Origin of the sequence: Microcoleus sp. A006_D1, from assembly GCF_036702805.1 — a bacterium.
GTDB lineage: Bacteria > Cyanobacteriota > Cyanobacteriia > Cyanobacteriales > Microcoleaceae > Microcoleus.
This window is the reverse complement of the sequence record NZ_JAUBVZ010000001.1, coordinates 159568-180141: the sequence shown is the minus strand read 5'-3', so window position 1 is coordinate 180141 and position 20574 is coordinate 159568. Positions and strand designations below refer to the sequence as shown.

The following is a 20574-nucleotide window of genomic DNA, read 5'->3' as shown; positions in this document are numbered from 1 at the left end:
AAGGGATTAAAGAATGGCGACGCGCCCTACAGAGACTGTTCCATCATTTTCAGCAAGCTGCATAAATACGTACTAAGTATCTTGACATTTTGGGAAATCTATGAGTTATATTTTCTTGCCATTGATCTCAAAAAATATTTACAAATCTTAATTTTTCATTAAACTGGGTATTATAATCGTGGTAAGTTCCAACTAAGTATTTATGCTCAATATCTTGATAGCGGATCAATTTCCTTGGCTAACCGCAATTGTCATCCTACCCCTCATCGCTGCCCTCGCCATCCCTTTTTTGCCCGATACAGACGGCAAAACCGTGCGCTGGTATGCCCTAGGCGTAGGCATTACAGACTTTGTATTAATGTGCTGGGTGTTTTGGACACACTACGATCCAAGCATCTCTACTTTCCAAATTGTCGAGAAATATTCCTGGATACCTTCTTTAGGCCTCAACTGGTCTGTTTCCGTTGACGGGCTGTCAGTTCCGCTGGTGTTGTTGGCGGGATTGGTGACGACGCTATCTATTTTTGCTGCATGGGAGGTCGATCGCAAGCCGCGATTGTTCTACTTCCTGATGCTGGTGATGTACTCGGCACAAATCGGAGTATTTGTCGCCCAAGACATCATGCTGCTGTTCATTGTCTGGGAACTAGAACTAATTCCGGTGTACCTGCTAATCTCGATTTGGGGCGGACAAAACCGCCGCTACGCAGCTACCAAATTCTTGATTTACACCGCCGGCGCTTCTATCTTTATTCTCATCGCTGCCTTAGCAATGGGATTCTACGGCGGAGGAAACGTTACCTTCGACATGGTAGAACTGGGTTTGAAAGACTACCCGCTAGGTTTAGAACTCTGGCTGTATGCGGGATTGTTGATTGCCTTCGGCGTGAAACTCGCTATTTTCCCCTTTCACACATGGCTGCCTGACGCCCACGGCGAAGCATCTTCTCCGGTGTCGATGATTCTGGCTGGCGTATTGCTGAAAATGGGCGGATACGGACTGATTCGCCTGAATTTAGAACTTCTTCCCAAAGCACACGTTTACTTTGCACCGATTATGGCGGTGCTCGGCGTGGTTAACATTATCTACGGCGCGCTGAATTCCTTCGGCCAAACGAACATGAAGCGCCGCCTCGCGAATTCGTCGATTTCTCACATGGGATTCGTGTTGTTGGGTATTGCTTCCTTCACGGATTTGGGAATCAACGGGGCGCTGCTGCAAATGATTTCCCACGGTTTGATCGCCTCAGTCTTGTTTTTCCTGGCTGGCGTTACCTACGATCGCACGCATACAATGATCATGGACGAGATGGGCGAGATTGGGAAAGTCATGCCGAAAGTGTTTGCCTTGTTTACCGCAGGCGCGATGGCATCTTTGGCACTCCCGGGAATGAGCGGTTTTGCTAGCGAACTATCAGTGTTTGTGGGCGTCGCAACTAGCGATATGTACAGCACTTCTTTCCGCGCCGTGACAGTGTTCCTGGCGGCAGTGGGACTGATTTTGACGCCGATTTATTTGCTCTCGATGCTGCGACAGTTATTTTACAACTGCGGAACATTGGCTGCTTGCGACATCGAAGATCTAAATTTGCTGAATCAGAGAAATAATCTGGATGCAGCGGTTTGTTTCGGTAATAGTTGCATTTTGCCTGGTGATGCAGTGTTTATGGATGCTAAACCTCGGGAAGTGGCGATCGCATTTTGCTTCTTGATACCGATTGTCGGCATTGGTTTCTATCCCAACATGGCGATGCAAGTTTACGACGCGAAGACTGTGGCGGTAAACGCAATAGTCCGCGAATCTTACACCCAAATCGTTCAAAAAAATCCTCAGATTTATGCGAAGGGATTTTTGACGCCCAAGATTGCACAAGCTCAAACAGCGCCTGCTTTGGGCAAAATTACAGGCTCTGAATCTGCCTCGGTTTTGGGTATTGTCAAGTAATTTTATCCGATTCTGTTTTCGTTGAAAATTGGACGATCGCTTTTGTTAAAGGGCGATCGCTTTTTTGTTAAGGAAGAAGGCAGAAAAAATAAGCAATTAAGGATCGCTTGTGGGGTGGGCGTCTCGCCCGCCCCTTTTTGACGGGCGAGACGCCCATCCCACAAAAAAAATTAAAATTGCAGTTTATTTAATTCTCATTCCTAAGAATGTCCTCACCTTCTTGGCAATAACATTAGCGCTGAATTTCTGCAATAATCTGCGCTAGATTTTCCCTAGCATATCCCACCTCAAGCATCGATTTATCCTGTAAATCAGAGGCAACTTTCGTCAGGATATTTAGCGGTTCTTCCGAACCTGTTGTTTTCAGGAACAACAATTGCAGCCGATTTTTAACTACTTCTAAAATTGAGCGAGTTCTAGTTTCTTTACTTTCTTTATTTTCAGCTATAATCTGGCTAAAATTGTGAGTTTTTAGCAGTCGCATTCTTTCTATTCCTTGCGTCTTAACTGTCTCCAAAACCTCCGATCGCATCTGATCGACCAATCTGTCGCTCACATACTGCACAATCAAAGGCTGAAGCAGAAAAACCGTTTCCCCGCCCTCACTGATTTTGTCAATCAGCGAGCGACGGCTCAAAGAATCGAGATTTTTTAGCAAATCGGACAGCGACGAATTGACCAACATCTGCTCTCGCAAAGTCGTCAGGGAAATCGGACTTTGAGCAATAGCCATCCAGTAGGCAATCTCTTGTTCAGCACTTGACATTCGATCGAACTGCTGCGCGAGCAAATTGCTGATATGTTCTTCAATAAATAACGCCGTCGCTTCCAAAAACTTGCAAACATTCCCCTCGAAAAACTCGTGAATCGTTGTCGCCACAATCTTCAAAGCTAACAGATTGCCTCCGTACCGCGCTAACAAGATTTCCCATTCTCGATCGTGGGCGGACAAGCCTTTTTCTTGGAAAATCTCCCGGGCAATTTCCTCGGAAATAGCAGGTTTTAAAGACCGCACTTTTTCTCCAGCCAGCAAACTCAGTTCCGTAGGCTCTTCTGAACTAACTAGCACCAAACAGCTATTGTGATTCACCTCACAGAGCCGCACAATTAAATCTCGATATCCTTCGCAGCCTTCGCGGTAGTGTCCTGCTAGTTCTTCGGGTTTGAGAATTGCTTCCAAATCGTCTAAAATTAGCAGACAGCGCTGCTGGCGCAGATATTCGACTAAGCGCGAAATTTTGCCGTTAAGGTCGATCCTCTTCGAGGGCTCCGCTAACGGCATATCCGGCTTTTGTTGGTGAGAAAAAAGTGGAATTAAACTCGCTAGGAAGTCGGATGGTGTTGGTGCCGATCGCAGCGATCGCCAAATCACAAAATCAAACTCATTCTGTAGCTGTTTTCCCAACTGCACCGACAGAGTTGTTTTGCCGCTACCAGTCAAACCCAGCACCGATACGACGCGACAATTATCCGATACAATCCACTGCTTTAAAGTAGTTAATTCTTCAGTCCGCCCGTAAAAAACCGAGACATCGGGTGCTTGGCCCCAATCTTCTTGTCGGCGCCCGTTAGCCATTTTGAATACAGAACCTTTACCTCGACTAAAATCGCTCGATCCCTGCTCAGTGTGGTATGAAAACAGCAACTGATGTCTCAATTCCGACAACTTTCCAGGGCCGTTCCCCGCAATCTGAAACTTTTTGTAAACTTCGCCTAGTCTTTTGCGAACGGCGATGTCGCTAATGCCAAGCTTGGTTGCGATGTTAGCCGTAGATTGACCGTCGAGAGCCATAAACACAGTCTCTAACTCGGCATCTGTGACACCGCGCTGTTTGGCGATCGTTTGCACAAAGTTTTGAGGAATCGGAGTAGTCAAGGTAGGAATCTCGCCTGTACTAAAAATCTATCTTCTATTATATTATGTGAGTTCTCGCTGGCGAACAATTGAATCTGTAAAATAGGTTTGATCGTTCGGACTTCAGTCCTCTGAGTTTTTATGAGGACTGAAGTCCGAACGATCAAACCAGATATGGGTTATTTTACCAGACACGATCTCATCTTTAGCAGCCCTCTATAAACCAAACACGATCGCGCTTTCGCGGTATTCTTCGGCAGAAAGCAGCCGCCAACTCCCATCGCCCAAAAGTTCCAAAACCTGCTGGTGATATTTCAACAAACTCAAGCGGTGTCCGACACTCACAAATGTAGTTTTAGTGGCTTGCAACTGCTCGTATAAATGTTGCTCGTTCTTCAAATCCAAAGCACTTGTCGCCTCATCCAAAATAGCATATCGCGGTTCCGTCAGCAACAATCTCGCAAAAGCTAAACGCTGCTGTTCTCCCAGCGACAAAATCTCAGCCCAATCTAAATCCGCATCAAAACCGCCCAATCTGTCCGGCAAATCTGCTAAGTTTACTGATGCCAAAACCCGACGCAATTTAATCTCATCAACATCGCTGCTGGTGTTGGGATAGAGAAGTTGCGATCGCAAACTACCCAAAATCATATAAGGACGCTGCGGCAAAAACAGCATTTCTCCGAGTTCCGGCCGCGCCAAACGGCCGGTTCCAGAGTCCCACAAACCCGCAATTGCCCGCAGCAAAGAACTTTTCCCAGCACCGCTTTGACCGACAATTAACAGTCCTTCCCCCGGCGACACCGCCACCGACAAATCCCTAATCAAAGTCTTTTCATGCTGCGGAGTATCTAAAGTAACGTGTTCCAGCATCAACTCAGAATCAACTACGACATCTATCGCAGTTCCTGGTGCACGAGATACCGCTCTTTCTGCTTCCAAAGTATCTGTAAATACAGTCAAACGATTGATACTAGCTGCAAAAGAACTCAGCGGTTCAATACGACTGACAATCACAGAAAAAGCTCGTAAAACCTGACTGAAAGCGAAACCGGCTTGACTGATATCTCCAAACTGAATTGTACCGCTTTGGTCGGCAAAGTAAGCTGGAGCCAGAAACAAAGCCGGAATAATCACAACAGCATATCCGTATCCAGTTGTGAAATAATCCAAGTTTCGCTGCCAGCCAATTAGCAAATTAAAATTGCGGAATACTTCCACGAAGCGCTGCTTTATTTGCATCGATTCTCGCTCTTCCCCCCGATAAAAGGCAATAGATTCAGCATTGTCGCGAATGTGAACCAGTCCGTAGCGGAAATTAGCTTCTTTTTTAAGTTGCTCGAAATTCAGAGGCACTAATCTTTGACCAAAAATCAGAGTGGCGACCGTGCCCAAAATAGCATATACAATCAGGAAAATTGAAAGTTGTTTCGAGATAGACCACAGGATACCAGTGAAAGATATAATATCAACTATTGAACCCAGGATCACCAGCATAAATGTCAAACTTGTCTGGGTAAACGATTTGACATCTTCAGAAATTCTTTGGTCGGGATTGTCGATTTCCTTGTGTGAATTTATTTCGTAATAAGCCCGATTCTGAAAATATTTATCGAGGAACTTATTTGTCATCCATTCCCGCCAGTAGAGACCCAATTTATCTTGGGTGTAGCGGTAAATTACCACAATGGGAGTGCCGACTACAAAGACGCCCGCATAGACAAAAAGATACTTCCAATAATTGAGCTGGTCTTTTTTTGCTAGTGCTGTGTTGAAAAAGTTGCTGACGTAACTAATTATTACATTCAAGCCGCTGACAGACAGGGACAATAACAGCAATAGAGCCAATAATGCCCACGACTGCCAATGCGGTCTCAATTTGCCTTTGACTAATAAAAAAATGCTGAAAGGAATAATTAGCATCAAGGCAATAATGAGCATTGTCGGGGAATTAATAATTCCTTGCAACAAACTAACTAACCCAGCAGCAATATTATTGACAAAAGCTGGAAAAAGAGCTTGACCTAGCAAACAGACAGCGCTCACAGCCACAAACATCGCAGCGAACAGAAATATCAACAACAGCGCCACTAATCCCAGAAAAACCCTGCCTCCCCCAGGCTCTAAAGGATAAAAGTAAGGTTGGGCGATCGCAATAAATCTCTTCCATAACTGACGGTCAAATCGATTCATCTTTGCTGTTTACAAAACTACTTCGACTGTTCTAACATATCAAGTTTTATTCCCCATTGCCACAGTAGACAAGAGTGCAAAAGTCCTTTTAATCAAATTTTCGGACGCTGCTCAGAGCAACGTCCCACAAGAAAAAAAAAATGTGGGACGTTGCTCTGAGCAGCGTCCTAATTATTTTTGCAATTCAAGTCTAGTAATCTATTCGAGAGTTGAGCGAAGAAGTTGTTCTCATATCATGTCCAAAAAGAACGATCGCAATTAAATTGGTTGGTAGTGAGGACTTCAGTCCTCATGAAAATTAGAGGACTGAAGTCCGAACGATCAACCAGATATGGGTTATTTTACCGGACATGATATCACCCACAGAGGAATACTTGTTTTCCGATTTAAATTGTGGAGAGCCAAAAAGTTTGTACGTTAGTTGTGGAGCAAGTCTAAAATCTCAAATCTAGGGGATCGGAAGCAGTCGCGCTTTCGCCCGACAACTCCGACTGCGATTGGCTGCTGTAAAACCGCTGGCTAATCCCTAAAATTACTTGTTTCATTACCCAATACAAACAGGCAATTACCGCAAAAGTTGCAGCCATTACGACCACCGGACGCTTACCAATCAAATCGTTCATTACAGTGTTAACCAACTGATCGGGGTTAGTCAGAATGTCCCAAGTGTTGAAGCGGATAAATCGCCCTAAATAAATGCCGATCGCCGAAAGTGCGTGTATGGTTATCTCCGTTGCCAGGATAAATTTACTCCAACCCTGTTGCTTCAAATAGTAACCCAAATTCATCACCGACAGCACGTAAGCTCCAAACCCGAGCAGCATAAACGCCAGATACTGCGGGATCAAAGCCAGAGTCACAGTCCAAACCGAATTCCCCTCTTTAATCTGGCGGATCAGGTGAATGATATCAGTTAAAACGTAGGGTGCATTCGGCAAAAAAGCAATAAACCAGAAAAAACCGCCCCACCAGCGGAGAGAGCGAACTCCGCGCTGCCGCAGTACCCAGATGTCTAAAGCCATCAGTGCCAGTGTAATCGCGATCGCCCCCAAAACGTAAGTTTTGCCCACATCTTGCACTATGTGCTTCAGATAGGCAAAAACAGGGCGCGTACTGGACAAAAAAGTAGCGCCCAGGAGAAAGCCCGTACCCCACAGCAGCCAGCGCGATCGAGGTTTGCGGAACAGCCAAAAACTCAGGCCCAGGGGTACTAAACCTAAAAACAAATTCCAAGACATCCAGCGGACATTGTGTCCCATTGCTCCCAGCGCTTCCAGGATTAATCCCATCATGTCAGTTTTTATCCAGTTAAAGGTTGATGCAGCACCGCTTCCCTAGCAGCTTGGATCTATCTTAGGTTAACTTGTAGGGTGCGTCAGGTAGCGGCTGCTGGCTGATGCACGCTGCTACTGATAGTTTTTGCCGATCGGAATTTCGATCGCAAAAGTGGTTCCGCACCCGACTTGCGAAATACACCCAATCTTGCCCTTGTGCTTTTCTACCACAATCGAGTGCGCGATCGACATTCCCAAGCCGGTACCTTTACCCACAGCTTTTGTCGTAAAAAACGGGTTAAAAATGCGATCGACTATTTCCTGCGGAATTCCCGTACCGCTGTCGGAAATTTTCACCATCACAGTGCTGTGCGCGGTGACACCAGTCCAAATAGTAATCTGGCCAGGATTTGTCTTTGAGCCCGGAACCGATAACTTGTGATATCGTTCTTCAATAGCATCAATTCCATTAGCAATAATATTCATAAACACCTGATTCAGTTGGCTGGCATAGCACTCAACGGGCGGCAGTTTCCCGAACTCCTTAATCACTGCAATTTCCGGGCGGCTGTCGTGACTCTTCAAGCGGTGTTGCAAAATCAACAAAGTGCTGTCAATTCCCGCGTGAATATCGACTGGCTTCATTGCCGCTTCGTCCAGCCGCGAGAAATTTCTCAGGGACAACACAATTTGCCGGATGCGATCGGTTCCTACCTGCATCGAACCCACAATTTTGATTAAATCCTCAGCCATGAAATCCAAATCAATCTCTTCAATGCGATCGAGAATTTTTGGATTAGGTTCGGGATACTCATCTTCGTAAAGACTCACCAAATCTAGCAACTGTTTTGTATACTGCTTGAGATAATCAATATTAGCGTGAATAAAGTTAACGGGATTATTAACTTCGTGAGCAATCCCAGCAACCAACTGCCCCAAAGAAGACATTTTTTCAGTTTGAATAAGTTGAGTTTGAGTAGAGCGCAATGACCGCAGCGCCGACTCTAACTCTCGGGATTTTTCTCTTTCTCGCGCCTCGCTTTGTCGCAGAGCTTCATCTGCTTGTTTGCGAGTCGTAATATCCTGGGCAAATCCAATTATCACCTTGGGCTGACCCTCAGCATTCCTGCTAAAAATTGTATCCCGACTTTGCAGCCAAAACCATTGGCTGTCTGCCGCCAGCATCCTGTACTCAATTTCCCTAATTTCGCCATCTTCTCTTGCTGCAAAGCTCGCGTGATGTTCCACAACTTTTGACAAATCTTCGGGGTTCATTAACTGAGCTATCAGTGACGCACCCATGGCTGTAATGTCGTCGAAGCTATAGCCCAAAATCGTGCCAACAGAACAATTAGCATAGACATTTCGCTGTTCTTCCAAGTCGTAGAGATACAAAATACCGGGAGTAGCATCGGCAATTTTTTGAATAAACTGCTGGCTGTCTTGCAAAGCTAATTCAGCTTGTTTGCGATCCGTCACATCAATGCCAATGCCGTCCCAAAGAATATCGCCGTTTTCTTTAGCTTCAGGACGCGAAATTATCTGAAACCAGCGCATCTTGCCGGAAGGCAGCACCAGCCGTCCTTCCCAATGCCAAGGTTGCAAACTTTGCGCTGAAATAGCAACAGATTCGTTATAATTTTGACGGTCTTCGGGATGAATTAAATCTATTACCAAAGCCGCATTTTGCAAAACCGCTTCTGGTTCTAACTCCAGCATTTCTAGGCAAGCAGGACTCATGTAAGGGAAACTGAAAGAGCCATCTGCACGCAACAAACATTGATAAATCATTCCCGGCAAATTAGCCGAGAGGTTTTGGAATTTTGCCTCGCTTTCCCGCAGTGCTGACTCGGCTTCTTTGCGCTCCGTAATGTCAGTAATTGAACCAACAATGCGGACTGCTTTTCCAGATTCGTCCCACAAAGCTTGTCCCCGACTGAGTATCCATTTGTAGGCGCTGTTGTAGCACCACAAGCGGTATTCGATGATGTAATGCGGCGTTTTTTTGTTTAAATGGTCTTGGAGTTCTTGCATTACTGCGGCTGAATCTTCGGGATGGGTGGCGCGGCTCCATCGGTCAAAGCCTTGGAGATTTTGGACGTGTTTATATCCGGTAATTTCCAGAAATCGCTCGGACAGAAAGAGTTCCCCTGTTTGCAAATTCCAGTCCCAAATACCGTCATTATTGCCTTTGAGTGCTAGCTGCCACCGTTCTTCTGTTTGCTTCAATTGGGCAGTTCTTTGTTCGACTCTATTTTCTAGTTCTTGATTGAGCTGTTTGAGACTTTCTTCTGCTTGTTTGCGCTCGATCGCAATTCCTGCTAAATTCCTCACCGCTTCGATCAATTGCAGCTCGAAATCTTGGGGAGTGCGCGGTTGGGTGTAATACATTGCAAAAGTTCCCAAAACTTGACCTTGAGATGAGAGAATAGGAGTAGACAAGCAAGCTCTCAGCCCAACACTCAAGGCTAAATCTCGATAATTTTTCCACAAAGGATCGCTGGCAATATCTGTAACGAGCACCTGTTCGCCGCGATAGACAGCAGTGCCGCAGGAACCGACATTCGGGCCGATTGCTACGCCGTGAATAGCAGCATTGTAACTTTCTGGCAAACTCGGCGCGGCTCCGTGCAGCAGGTGTTGACCGTCTTTATCTAACAGCAAAATCGAACCCATGACATCTTTAGATTGCTGTTCGATCAGTTTAAGTAAAGTATTTAAAGTATCGCCCAGAGGAGCGCCGTTAGCAATAATTTCTAAAATTTGTTTTTGACCAGTCAACCAATTTTCTGCTTGCTTGCGCTGCGTAATGTCGCGGGCTATCCAAATGACAGTATTTTCCTGCATTGGCGAAATGTTAGCCACAAACCAAATATCTTTGTTGTCAATTGGCAGGCTGTATTCTAGTGAATGTGTCTGCTTTGTGCTGGCGGTGAGTTGAATTTGACTGAGAAAAAAATCTGCTAATTCTAGCGGCATGATTTCGTGCAGAGTTTTGCCTATAAGTGCCGCCGGCGGTTTGTACAAAAGTTCGGGATTTGTGGGCGCAATTTTCAGGTAGCGTCCCTCCGTATCAATTACGAAAATTACGTCGTTCATGGCCGCAAACAAAGCCCGCAATTCTGCTTCAGAAGCTTGCAGGGAGATTTCAGCTTTTTTACGTTGCGTAGCTGCCGCCACGGCATCGCTAATGTCTGTACCGACGCACAACAGCCCGATCGATCGTCCTTTGGCATCGAGCAAAGGTTGGTTTCTCCACGCTACCCAGACTTTTTCCCCATTGTGGCGAATGTTTTCATCTTCGTGTTTGAAGTATTTTTCCGGCTGTGCCAAACAGTCTCGCATCATGATGGTTAAGTCATTTTCCGACAAATTGGCCGGATCTACAATTATGCCGATCGCACTTTTGCCAATAATTTCCGCTTCTAAATACCCAAAAAAAGTTTCCGCAAACTCGTTAAAAAAAGTAATCCTGCCTTCACTGTCTAACTGCACAATAATGCTGTTAGCATTCTCAACCAATTGCCGATACTTAGCTTCGCTGGCTCGCAATTTCGCAGGGCCGTACACCCAGCTAAACGCCACCGCCCCGCTGAAAACAGCCAGCAAGCCACCACCAAAAAGCAACCATCCCCGCAGCGGTGAATTCTCGGGCCATTCTCCCACCGGAATTGCTGCCAACTGCCAGGAACCGTTGGGCAAAGTCACTTCCAGCAGCACCGGATTCTTCTGAAAAATCGCCTTGTCGCCAAAAAATACCTCCCCGATCGCTCCCTTCCCATCTTTGCCCCTCAGAGCGTATTGCAGCTTAGCTGAGGGGTCGTTGAGTCCCGCTTCCTGTAAGAGATCGTGTTGGTCGATCAGAACCCCTATCAAGCCCCAAAAAACCCCTGTTTCGGGTTCTGCGCCGGGGGGTGTGAGAAAAATGGGCGATCGACCGATGAACCCCACATTCCCCGCCAATAATTGCACGGGCCCAGCAAGCAAAGTTTTTCTGGTGTTGATGACATCTTCGACTATTTGCCGCTGTTTGGGTACCGTTGTCAAGTCAACCCCGATCGCCTTTTCATTTCCCAGCAGCGGGTAAATGTAAGCGATCGTCGTGCCTTTAACTAAACTGATGTTGCGAATGCCGGTTTGGTCTGCCACCAGAATTCTCGCCGTCGCTGCAAACTCGGCTTCGGTGATGTTTGGGTTGTGGGAAATGTCAGCCACCAAACCGCGCATCAAAAACAGCCGGGAATTCAAAGAGCCTTCCAGCTTAGAACGCACTGTGGTGAGCCGATCGAGCGTGCTAGCGCGGTTGTACTGCCAAAATCGCCCTTGTTCCGATCGCTCTAAAATACCAACTCCGGCCAATATGGCTAATGATGCCGAAATTGCTGCTAAATACGGTGAAATTAGAAGTTTGTTAATTTTAAAGTATTTCATTTGCCAGCAGTTCAGGTCTATTTTTAAGTCTTTAGATACATTTAGTTTAGTTCCCTTTCTCTAGGCAGATGCAAAATTTCCTGTTTACTGGAAATTTCGTAAGCCAGCCTGACTTTTTTGTATTATTTAACACCCGCTACCGAGAGTCGGCGCGATTTTTTGGTGCGATCGGCTATACTGCCCCTAAGTTTTATCAATCCTCAGCGACTAAAAGAATGCTATCAACAAGCAGCAGCGAACAAAGGACAACAGCGCCCAGAGCTGGATTTGAGTAGTTGTTCTGCCCCATTGCTGTTGCGGGCGATCGGTTGATTGCCGAAAAATATTATGCAAATTGCTGAGGCAATTGATGCCGCTAGCATTGGGGATAAATTTACAGTTCTGTGGATCTACTTTTTTGAGCTGTAGAAAACATACACCTGTCAGGAAAAGAGGCAGAGGGAGACAATTGCTTAATTACCAATTCCCAATTCACGCTTGAGTGTCAATCCCTCCACATCCATCAGTTAAATTCGTTACATCTGTTAAATAATCCGTTGCCGAACTTGCTGCAATATCCGTCACCTTAACGCGGGGCTATCCGTTGCAGTTCTTTCGCTTGTTCTAAAATTTTCTCGAAGTCTTCTTCGCTCAACCGCTGGATGTAGTTGATTTTGAACTCTTCTAGGAAGTCGCACAGCAGCAGTTGTATTTCTTGCCAGGTTTGCTGCTGTTGCAGTTCTGCTCCTAAAGCTTGCCCGAAATGTTGGACTAACTGGCTTGAGAGTTTAGTGCCTACGGGGTCTTCGCTGGCGATTTTAAAGGCTTCGTAGGCATCTTGGGGGCCGAGGGTGACTAATTTGGATAGTTCTGCAACTAATTGCTCTGCTAGCTGTGCGGGCAGGTTTCCCAGTCCGGGTACTTGCTTCCATCCTTGATAGAGAGGGGATTGTTTGAGAAATAATTCTATATTGTAGCGGAGCAAGGCTTCTAGGTCGGGCTGGAGTTGGGGCAGGACTTTGTAGACGGTGATTTGGACTAGGTGGGTGGCGATCGCTTCTATTTCATTGATATTGTTGATGTCTAGATAGCGCTGTTTGTGGGATTGAAATAGTTGACGAGCTAGTTCGCCTGTGGTAATTGATTGTTGCATCTGGTTGATGAGTTGAATTACTACTACTTCGGTCAATTCTTGGGCGAAGTTGGCGACGAAACCCCGGCTGATTTGGGTGCGTATCGGTTGGAGGTCGGGCATTTTGGCTTGGTGGATGCGAATTGTGACGGGTAATACTCGCAACAGGCGCCAGAATGGGAGGAACAGGAAGATGTCGTACCACCGCCAGAGCATGGCTGCTCGCCAACTGACGCTGCGGTGGCGGCGGCTGATCGAGTAGGTGCGGGCGAGAAATTCGATCGCGAATATCGCCATAAATGGCAGGTCGATTTGCCAAAAGTTGTCGGTAAATTCGCCGTTTTCTCCGATCGTGCGGTAATAGTTGATGGCGATTAACGGCTTGATTTTGGCGTCAAACCAGTTGATTTCTTGTTGCCAGCCTTGTTTGTTTAAATACTCAGGGCTCCAGAATGTTTTGAATGATTGTTTGGCGGATTGTTGCGGATTCGGGGTGCGATCGCGCAGCCGGTCTTTAATTTTTTCTAGGCTACCGCTTTTTGATGCTACTCGAAACGGATCTTCGTCGATCATGTTCGTGCTCAGATTGTTTATTTCCTGCAATTTTGCTGCTACTTGGGGAGAAGCCAAGCCTGTTTGTGCTACTTGATTTTTTAATTGTTCTAAGGTTTCTAGATATTTCTGGGTGTCTCGGTGGGGTGTAATTCCTTTAAATTGATCGTATACTTGGGTGATAACTGGTAGTTTGCGAAAGTAGAAATCTCGCCAGGGGATGTAACTGATATCGAACAATACTAGGCTGAGATTTCCTAGGGCGACCAGTGCCATAAACCGCTCGAACCAGGGAATTTTTGGTGATTGTTTGCGGGAGTTGGAAGTTTGAGAGGGCAGTAATTTTGGTGTCACTGGCAGTTCCTAATTAAGTACACGGATCGCAAGAAATGTAACTGGTAATAGCTGAAAAAAGGAAATAGCTTAAACTGGCTAATTGTCGCCAGCGCGATCGGATTGCGTTCGAGCAAGCTATTATTTATTTTAACGCGGGGAAAGTTGGAGAGTTTTGGATTGTCGATCGGGCCTGGTTGGGGAAAAATTTATACTAGAAAAATATTAAGGTCTATTCCCTAGGGGATAGCTTCGCCCCGCGTACTTGACAGCAGCCGCAGCTCCCGTTAGTCTGATTCTCTCTGGCAATAAAATTATATCTCAGGCGGAATCATAAGTTTATTTTCGGTGTTGTAGAGCTCACTGGTGGGTAATAAATTACTATTTTTGTTGAATCGGCTGGCTATTTGACCGCTAAATTAAATGTATTGCGTCGATCGCAGTTTCAGGCTAGATTTGGACTTCGAGTTTGAGGTCAAAGCCTGAAGAGGGTTATACTTGCTCAGGGGCAGTCTGGCGAGAGCGCCCCCGAGCGCTCCTGATAGCTGCCACCTCCGTCAGGTTCGAGATCTCGCCTCCACAAAAACCAACTTGCGATCGGACTCTTGAATAAAATGACACCCTGAGTATAATTTTGTTCGCATTTTTTTAATATATGACATACTGCCTTAATCTCGATTGCCCAAAAGACAAGCGTCAGAACCCACCAGGCACCAAGTATTGTCTTAACTGTGGTTCTAAGCTGCTTCTCAAAGACCTTTATGCAGCAACTGAGCCGCTGCGCGACGGAGGATTTGGCAGGACTTTTAGGGCTGTCAATCATGGAAAATTTGAGGAATTGTGCGTTATCAAACAGTTGTCGCCGCCGCAGGAGTTTCAGCGGAAACCCGCTCACTTTAAAAAGTATGTCCGACTGTTTGAACAAGAGGCTAGGCGGCTTTACGAACTGAAACACCCGCAAATTCCTCAGTTAATTTCTTATTTTGAGGAAGATGGGCGCTTGTATTTGGTGCAAGAGTTTATTGATGGCAATAATTTAAAGGATGAGTTGGAAAAGTACGGTGCTTATAGCGAAACAAAAACTAGGGAACTGCTGTTAGATCTGTTGCCGTTGCTGAATTTTGTTCACGAACGTAATGTGATTCACCGCGATATTAAGCCTGAGAATGTGATCCGCCGCAATCGCGATCGCAAGTTGGTATTAATAGATTTTGGGGTGTCCAAACAGGTAGTAGCTGAGGCTCCGACCAAAACAGGAACTAAGTTGGGAACTCCCGGCTATGCGGCTCTAGAACAGCGTCACGGTAGGGCTGTTCCGGCTAGCGACCTTTACAGTCTGGGGGTGACTTGCATTCGCTTGCTGACTTCTGTTATGCCTTATTTGGATATCTACGGGGACATTCACGATGACCTTTACGACCCGCTAGAAGGTCGCTGGCTTTGGAGGGAGGCTTTGCCGAAAGGCACAAAGATTAGCCAGGATTTAGGTGGGATTTTGGATAAGTTGATTCAGGAATATGTCAAAGACCGCTACAAGTCTTCTCTGGAAGTTTTGGAGTTTCTAAAACCTGCTGTTGTCATCTCACCAGCGCCAGAAAAGTTGCAGCAGCAGGCAACTGTTCTTAGTCCTTCTATGCCCACTCAACCAGTGAGTCAGGAGCCGCTAGTTTCTGTAAATTTAGAGTCGGAAAAAGGGATTGATTATTCTCATTTGGAAAGGCTGCTGGCTGCTAAAAATTGGCGGGGTGCTGATGAGGAAACTTCTGTGAAAATGCTGGAGGTGATGGAGCAAATTTCAAGGGGTTATTTGAGCGAGGAAGATATTAGGAAGTTTCCCACTAAAGATTTGCAAACTATCGACCAACTTTGGGTTAAGCACAGTCACCGTAGGTTCGGTTTTTCGGTGCAAAAGGGTTTGTGGGTAAAGTCGGGGGGAAAGCCTGGTGTTTATGATGCTACAGTTTGGGAGAAGTTTGGCGATCGAGTCGGCTGGCGAGTTAACGGTCAGTGGGTATACTATTCTGAACTAAATTTTACTTCTAAGGCTTTGCCTGGACATTTGCCGGGAGGGACTGTTTTTGGGTGGGAAGGTGGGGTTTTGTGCGGTGTTTTGGGTTTGGGTGGGATCTGGTTTCTGCTGTCGCGCCGAGATTTGTAGGAAGTTCGGCAACGGATTTTATAACGGATTTAGCGGATTTAACGGATTTAAGGGATGGATTTTGAGGTGCGAGGGAAGAAAGCCAGGAATGGAAGAAGGCGCTAAGGGGAAGAATTGGGAAATCATGGCAAAGCTGGTAATTATTTAAAGAGTTAACAAATTTTTAATTCATTTTTCAAGAAGCTGTCCTGCATGGGAATTACATATTTTAATCAATGGGGCAAAAGCATCAAATTCTCTCGCCGCCTTCGTTTCTTCCCTGGACTTACCTACAGGTGCTCGATCTAGGTAGCTACTGAGTACAGTTTGGCGATATGTTCTGTAGAAATTAGGTAGAAAAATAACAGAAAATCAGATCTAATCCCAAACCATTTTTTTTGTGATATGTTTTGAGAGAAGGGCAAGTTTACAAAGCTACAGACCAGTCCTGATCCGTAGAAAAGTATCAGGACGGGCTTTGGCTGCAATTTACCAAGGATATATATCTACTATGTTGCAAGAAAAACGTCTCAAGCCGTGGACTATAGTTCGATCGCTTCCGAATTTAGAAAAGGTGATTGTGGGTCAGTTTCGCAGTTGGTCTGATGCAGACGGTCACTTAAAAATTCTCAAACGGATGGTTCCGACTGACCGCTTGAGTGTTGTGTTCGATCCCGTAGTTCCAGCGTAATTTCGCTGCTAAATCGATCGGCGTGCGATCGCGTGAACTCAGCGGTCGCGACTTTTTTTTAGATAAAAATTTACATAAAAATTGCGATCGCCCGCGCGGACGATCGCAATTTTTATGATTGTCCTTAACTGCGTCGAATTTCCGTAACTTGGTCGGCAACATCCAAAATTGCTGTCGGCATAGAAGGCCCAGTCAAAATAATATCCAAATCGTGCGGTTTGCTCTCAATCAATGCCAGCACTTCTGCTTCGGGAATCAAGCCTAAATTCACCGCTAAACTCAACTCGTCGAGAATAACTAAGGCATAACTGCCGGAAAGCACCGCATTTTGAACGTACTCCCACAATTGTGCGATCGATCGCGTCTCCAGCTCATCTAAATCCGCCTTGTCAATGCAGCGGGGCAAATCGCACCGCACCCAATCTAAATTCTGCCCCAGCCGCACCGGATGCTGATGCCCTTGATTGATTCCCCCTTTGAGGAACTGTACCGCCAACACCGGAGCTCCCTGTCCAGCAATTCGGAGCGCCTGAGCCATGACACTGGTAAAAAAGCAGCGGTGCGGGCCTGTAAAAACTTGCACCAGCCCTTCAACTGTGTAGGGCAAGCTGTGGGTTAAATTAAGTTTAGGGGTTTGTAACTGAGCAATCATAGGGCAATATTTAATTAGTAAGTAAGTCTTGAGTGCGGCTCCGACCTTGGCGCGGATGAAGCCTGCTTAACAATATATAGTGTACTGGGCCGATCGCACATCCGATCGAACGCTAGATACACAAATTGTCAAAAGCTCGCGGCAGTGGCATTCGCAGTCGTTTGTTAAATTTTTGAACTAAATTAGCACTTACGCAGAAACCTGTTTTTTTTTACCAAAATACGGCGGGGAGTGCGACAGTTATGCAGTTAGAGGGTGAAAAACCCGGTTGATCAGAACCTTGCTGTGTCCAGGACTGTCAATAAAAGGTACAGATCGCGTAAAATTTGAATGTCGCGGCACTAGGAGCAGAGACTGTGAGATTAGTGATTCTGGGAGGGCCGGGAGCGGGAAAGGGAACGCAGGCAGAACAACTGTGCAACAATTTGAGCATTCCTTTACTGGCATTAGGGGATATTCTCCGCGCCCAAATCGCAGGTGAGACAGACTTGGGCAAGTTGGCGGTGTCTTATGTGGAATCCGGGGAGCTAGTTCCCGATGAAATTTTGATTAAATTTATCGGCCGTCGGCTGCTACTATGGGATGTCTTTAATGGCTGGCTGTTGGAGGGATATCCGCGAACGGCTTTTCAAGCTGAGGAATTGGATTTTTTATTAGAGGATTTGGCGCAGGAGCTAGATTGGGCAGTTTGGTTGAAAGTGCCTACTGAGGTATTGCTGAGGCGATCGCTCGATCGCGCGCGAGAGGACGACGAGCCAGCAATTTTACAGCGTCGGCTCGATTTGTTCGAGGAACGCACTATTCCTCTTTTAGATTATTACGAACGCCGCCACAAATTGTTAACTATCAACGGCGATCAATCCCCCGAACAAGTCCAGCAGGATCTTCTCAAACTTCTCGAAGCTAATAGTCATTAGTCATTAGTCATTAGTCATTAGTCATTAGGAAGATTAATTACCAATTACCAATCACCAATCACCAATTACCAATTACCAATTACCAATTACCAATTACCAATTACCAATTACCAATTACCTAAATATTATGTCTTTCCAGCGTCCTGACGGCAGAAAATCAAATCAACTTCGTCCGATTAGTTTCGATCGCGAATTCAACAAATTTGCTAGCGGTTCCGTGCTAGCCAAAAGTGGCGATACTCAGGTACTTTGCAGCGTTACAATCAAGCCGGGAGTGCCGAGATTTCTGGAGAATACCGGACAAGGCTGGCTGACGGCGGAGTACCGAATGTTACCCGGATCTACGCCGCAGCGACAAGAGCGGGAATTTATGAAATTATCGGGACGCACTCAAGAGATTCAGCGGTTGATCGGACGCAGTTTGCGATCGTGCTTGGATATGAAACTGTTGGGAGAACGCACGATACTTGTCGATGCGGATGTTTTGCAAGCAGACGCGGGAACTCGCACAACTTCAATTACTGGCGGGTTTGTGGCTGTGGCTGACGCTTTGAACAAGTTAGTACAAAAAGGTGAATTAGAGCGATCGCCCATTATTCGTCAAGTGGCGGCCGTGTCTGTCGGACTTTTGGAAGGCGAGCCGTTTTTAGATTTAAATTATCTGGAAGATGTGGCGGCTGAAATTGATTGTAATGTGGTAATGAATGGAGATTTGAACATCATAGAAATTCAGGGAACTGCGGAAGAAGGAAGTTTTAGTCGCCCTCAGTTAAATCAAATTTTGGATTTGGCAGAAACAGGCATTCAGCAATTGTTGGAGGCTCAGCGGCAAGCTCTTTAAGTCTGTACGAAAAGCATTTTATTCGACATCTATTCCTTCCCACATTTCCGAAATTGGTCGGGTTTTCCCTGCTTTTGCTTCTTGTAATGCTCTCCTGAGACTTGCTTTCACTTCGGCAATAGGAGTATCATCAGGATCGATTTCGACTTCCTCTGCTACTTCAGAAAAAAGTACAATCACTCGCACGCGGCTAGGCGGGAATTCTGCGATCGCGCGATCGAGAAATAATTGACCTTTCTCATCTATGGTTCCCAATACTTCAACAGCTTTCATCTGTTTCTCCTCAAGGTGTTTTTTGTCAATTAGATCATAATTCATGAGCGTCAAACAAACTTGATATTTGAGTGCGATCGCTTACCCAATCTCAACTAAAACTCAACCACCTAAAAATAGTTTCAACGGTCAATTCTAACTCGATGCCCTTGAGGATTGGCAACTGAGTTGCACCTGTGTACAATTCCACTTTCTGCCCTGGGAATATAGCTAAAACACTTTCTTCTTCAGGATCGAGCAACCACCCCAATTCAGTACCATTTCGGGAACAATGCAGTAATTTACTCAACACTTTTGTTTGGCTTTGTTCCGGGGACAGAATTTCAATCGACCAGTCTGGATGAATTTCAAAGCGGTTAGCAATTCTTCCAGATCGCAAAAAGGGAATTCTTTCCCATCGGAATACAGTCACATCAGGGACAATTCCTGCACCGCCAAAAGTGCAGCGTAACTCTGGAAATGCACAAGCAATTTTCTGTACTTTAGCTATCTGGTTGATGACAGTGCAGAGTTCACCCTGTAATGTGCTATGTTCACCTTGAGGCATAGATTTTTGAATGATTTGTCCATTGATAAATTCTGAGGCGGGCTTGGTTTCTGGAAGTTTCAGGAAATCTTCTAAGGTGGGCTTAGGTTTAATGAGTGTATTCATACCATTTTAGATTTTTAATTTTAAATTGGGATAGTATTATTGTAGGCGATCGCTTAATATTCTCAATACTTCAACAGTATCCAAAAAAACCAATCTTCCTGTTATCCTAGAAACATACTTCATTCCCCGATCGCACTTATGGTTGCCTTACCCGATCGCCAATTGATGAGCGCAGCAGAATACCTGACTTGGGAACCCACCCAAGAGGAACGCTACGAGTATTGGGATGGCGAAGTCGTCGCCATCAGCGGTGGAACCCGCAATCACAATCGAATTACCTTCAACTTCTTCAAGCTATTAGACGATCGGCTTAATCTGCCCTACGAAATTTACATCTTAGCCGTGAAACTACGGGTAGAACCAGGGCGAAAGTATTTTTATCCTGATGTTGTCGTAACTTGCGACGATCGCGATAACGATCCGCAATTGGTACAATTTCCTTGCTTGATTGTCGAAGTTTTGTCACCTTCAACAGAAGCCCTAGATCGCGGCACAAAATTTGCTAAATATCGCCAATTTTCAACGCTGCAAGAGTATGTTTTGGTGCAAGTTGAACAGCCCGGAGTAGAGATGTTTCGGCGCAATCAACAAGGGCTATGGGTGCTGTCAGAATATGGTTTGGGCGATGCTTTGCGACTTGAATCGGTAGATGTCGAAATTGCGATCGGCGATTTATACCGCCAAGTACAGTTTTCTTAGTCTCTTAAGCTGTTCTGC

15 protein-coding genes are annotated in these 20574 nt (G+C 45.8%); 7 read left to right on the top strand and 8 right to left on the bottom strand.

The window, feature by feature from the left end; translation table 11 throughout:
- Positions 1-202: 202 nt before the first annotated feature.
- Complete coding sequence (locus tag QUB68_RS00735; RefSeq protein ID WP_332988444.1) at positions 203-1945, top strand: NAD(P)H-quinone oxidoreductase subunit 4; 1743 nt, start codon at positions 203-205, stop codon at positions 1943-1945.
- 232 nt (positions 1946-2177) lie between these two features.
- Here QUB68_RS00735 and QUB68_RS00730 read toward each other — a convergent pair whose 3' ends face one another.
- The 4 genes from QUB68_RS00730 to QUB68_RS00715 all read right to left on the bottom strand — a co-directional run bounded on the left by QUB68_RS00730 (position 2178) and on the right by QUB68_RS00715 (position 11698).
- A complete protein-coding gene (locus QUB68_RS00730; protein ID WP_332988443.1) occupies positions 2178-3821 on the bottom strand; it encodes an NB-ARC domain-containing protein in 1644 nt (547 codons plus the stop codon).
- Between the two features lie 195 nt (positions 3822-4016).
- Positions 4017-5993 (bottom strand): ABC transporter ATP-binding protein/permease, encoded by a 1977-nt coding sequence (locus tag QUB68_RS00725; protein WP_332988441.1) that lies wholly within the window; start codon positions 5991-5993, stop codon positions 4017-4019.
- 434 nt (positions 5994-6427) lie between these two features.
- A complete protein-coding gene (locus QUB68_RS00720) occupies positions 6428-7285 on the bottom strand; it encodes a DUF1361 domain-containing protein (protein WP_332988439.1) in 858 nt (285 codons plus the stop codon).
- A gap of 114 nt (positions 7286-7399) precedes the next feature.
- Positions 7400-11698, bottom strand: a complete 4299-nt coding sequence (locus tag QUB68_RS00715; protein WP_332988437.1) for a PAS domain S-box protein — start codon at positions 11696-11698, stop codon at positions 7400-7402.
- Positions 11699-11815: 117 nt separating this feature from the next.
- Between QUB68_RS00715 and QUB68_RS00710 the strand changes: the two genes are divergently transcribed.
- On the top strand, positions 11816-12010 hold the full coding sequence (locus QUB68_RS00710; protein ID WP_332988435.1) for a hypothetical protein: 195 nt from the start codon (positions 11816-11818) through the stop codon (positions 12008-12010).
- Between the two features lie 253 nt (positions 12011-12263).
- Here the strand turns inward: QUB68_RS00710 and QUB68_RS00705 are convergent, their stop codons facing one another.
- The gene (locus QUB68_RS00705) at positions 12264-13715 is read right to left on the bottom strand and encodes a hypothetical protein (RefSeq protein WP_332988433.1); all 1452 of its coding nucleotides are present in this window, start codon (positions 13713-13715) and stop codon (positions 12264-12266) included.
- A 634-nt stretch (positions 13716-14349) separates the two neighbouring features.
- On the opposite strand from QUB68_RS00705, the gene QUB68_RS00700 reads away from it, so the two are divergent.
- Positions 14350-15852: a GUN4 domain-containing protein gene (locus QUB68_RS00700; RefSeq protein ID WP_332988431.1), complete on the top strand. Its 1503-nt coding sequence runs from the start codon at positions 14350-14352 to the stop codon at positions 15850-15852.
- A gap of 457 nt (positions 15853-16309) precedes the next feature.
- Positions 16310-16522 carry a hypothetical protein gene (locus QUB68_RS00695; RefSeq protein WP_332988429.1) on the top strand — a complete coding sequence of 71 codons (213 nt, stop codon included), beginning with the start codon at positions 16310-16312 and terminating at the stop codon, positions 16520-16522.
- Between the two features lie 124 nt (positions 16523-16646).
- Here the strand turns inward: QUB68_RS00695 and QUB68_RS00690 are convergent, their stop codons facing one another.
- The gene (locus QUB68_RS00690; protein ID WP_332988428.1) at positions 16647-17174 is read right to left on the bottom strand and encodes a P-loop NTPase family protein; all 528 of its coding nucleotides are present in this window, start codon (positions 17172-17174) and stop codon (positions 16647-16649) included.
- Positions 17175-17530: 356 nt separating this feature from the next.
- Between QUB68_RS00690 and QUB68_RS00685 the strand changes: the two genes are divergently transcribed.
- A complete protein-coding gene (locus QUB68_RS00685) occupies positions 17531-18091 on the top strand; it encodes an adenylate kinase family protein (protein WP_332988427.1) in 561 nt (186 codons plus the stop codon).
- A gap of 127 nt (positions 18092-18218) precedes the next feature.
- Complete coding sequence (rph, locus tag QUB68_RS00680) at positions 18219-18932, top strand: ribonuclease PH (protein ID WP_332988426.1); 714 nt, start codon at positions 18219-18221, stop codon at positions 18930-18932.
- An 18-nt stretch (positions 18933-18950) separates the two neighbouring features.
- Here rph and QUB68_RS00675 read toward each other — a convergent pair whose 3' ends face one another.
- Both QUB68_RS00675 and QUB68_RS00670 read right to left on the bottom strand, forming a co-directional pair.
- A complete protein-coding gene (locus tag QUB68_RS00675) occupies positions 18951-19205 on the bottom strand; it encodes a type II toxin-antitoxin system RelN family antitoxin (RefSeq protein ID WP_332988424.1) in 255 nt (84 codons plus the stop codon).
- Between the two features lie 91 nt (positions 19206-19296).
- Positions 19297-19857 carry a Uma2 family endonuclease gene (locus tag QUB68_RS00670; protein WP_332988422.1) on the bottom strand — a complete coding sequence of 187 codons (561 nt, stop codon included), beginning with the start codon at positions 19855-19857 and terminating at the stop codon, positions 19297-19299.
- Positions 19858-19995: 138 nt separating this feature from the next.
- Here QUB68_RS00670 and QUB68_RS00665 point away from each other — a divergent pair, with 138 nt between their 5' ends.
- Positions 19996-20556 carry a Uma2 family endonuclease gene (locus QUB68_RS00665; RefSeq protein WP_332988420.1) on the top strand — a complete coding sequence of 187 codons (561 nt, stop codon included), beginning with the start codon at positions 19996-19998 and terminating at the stop codon, positions 20554-20556.
- Positions 20557-20574: the final 18 nt, after the last annotated feature.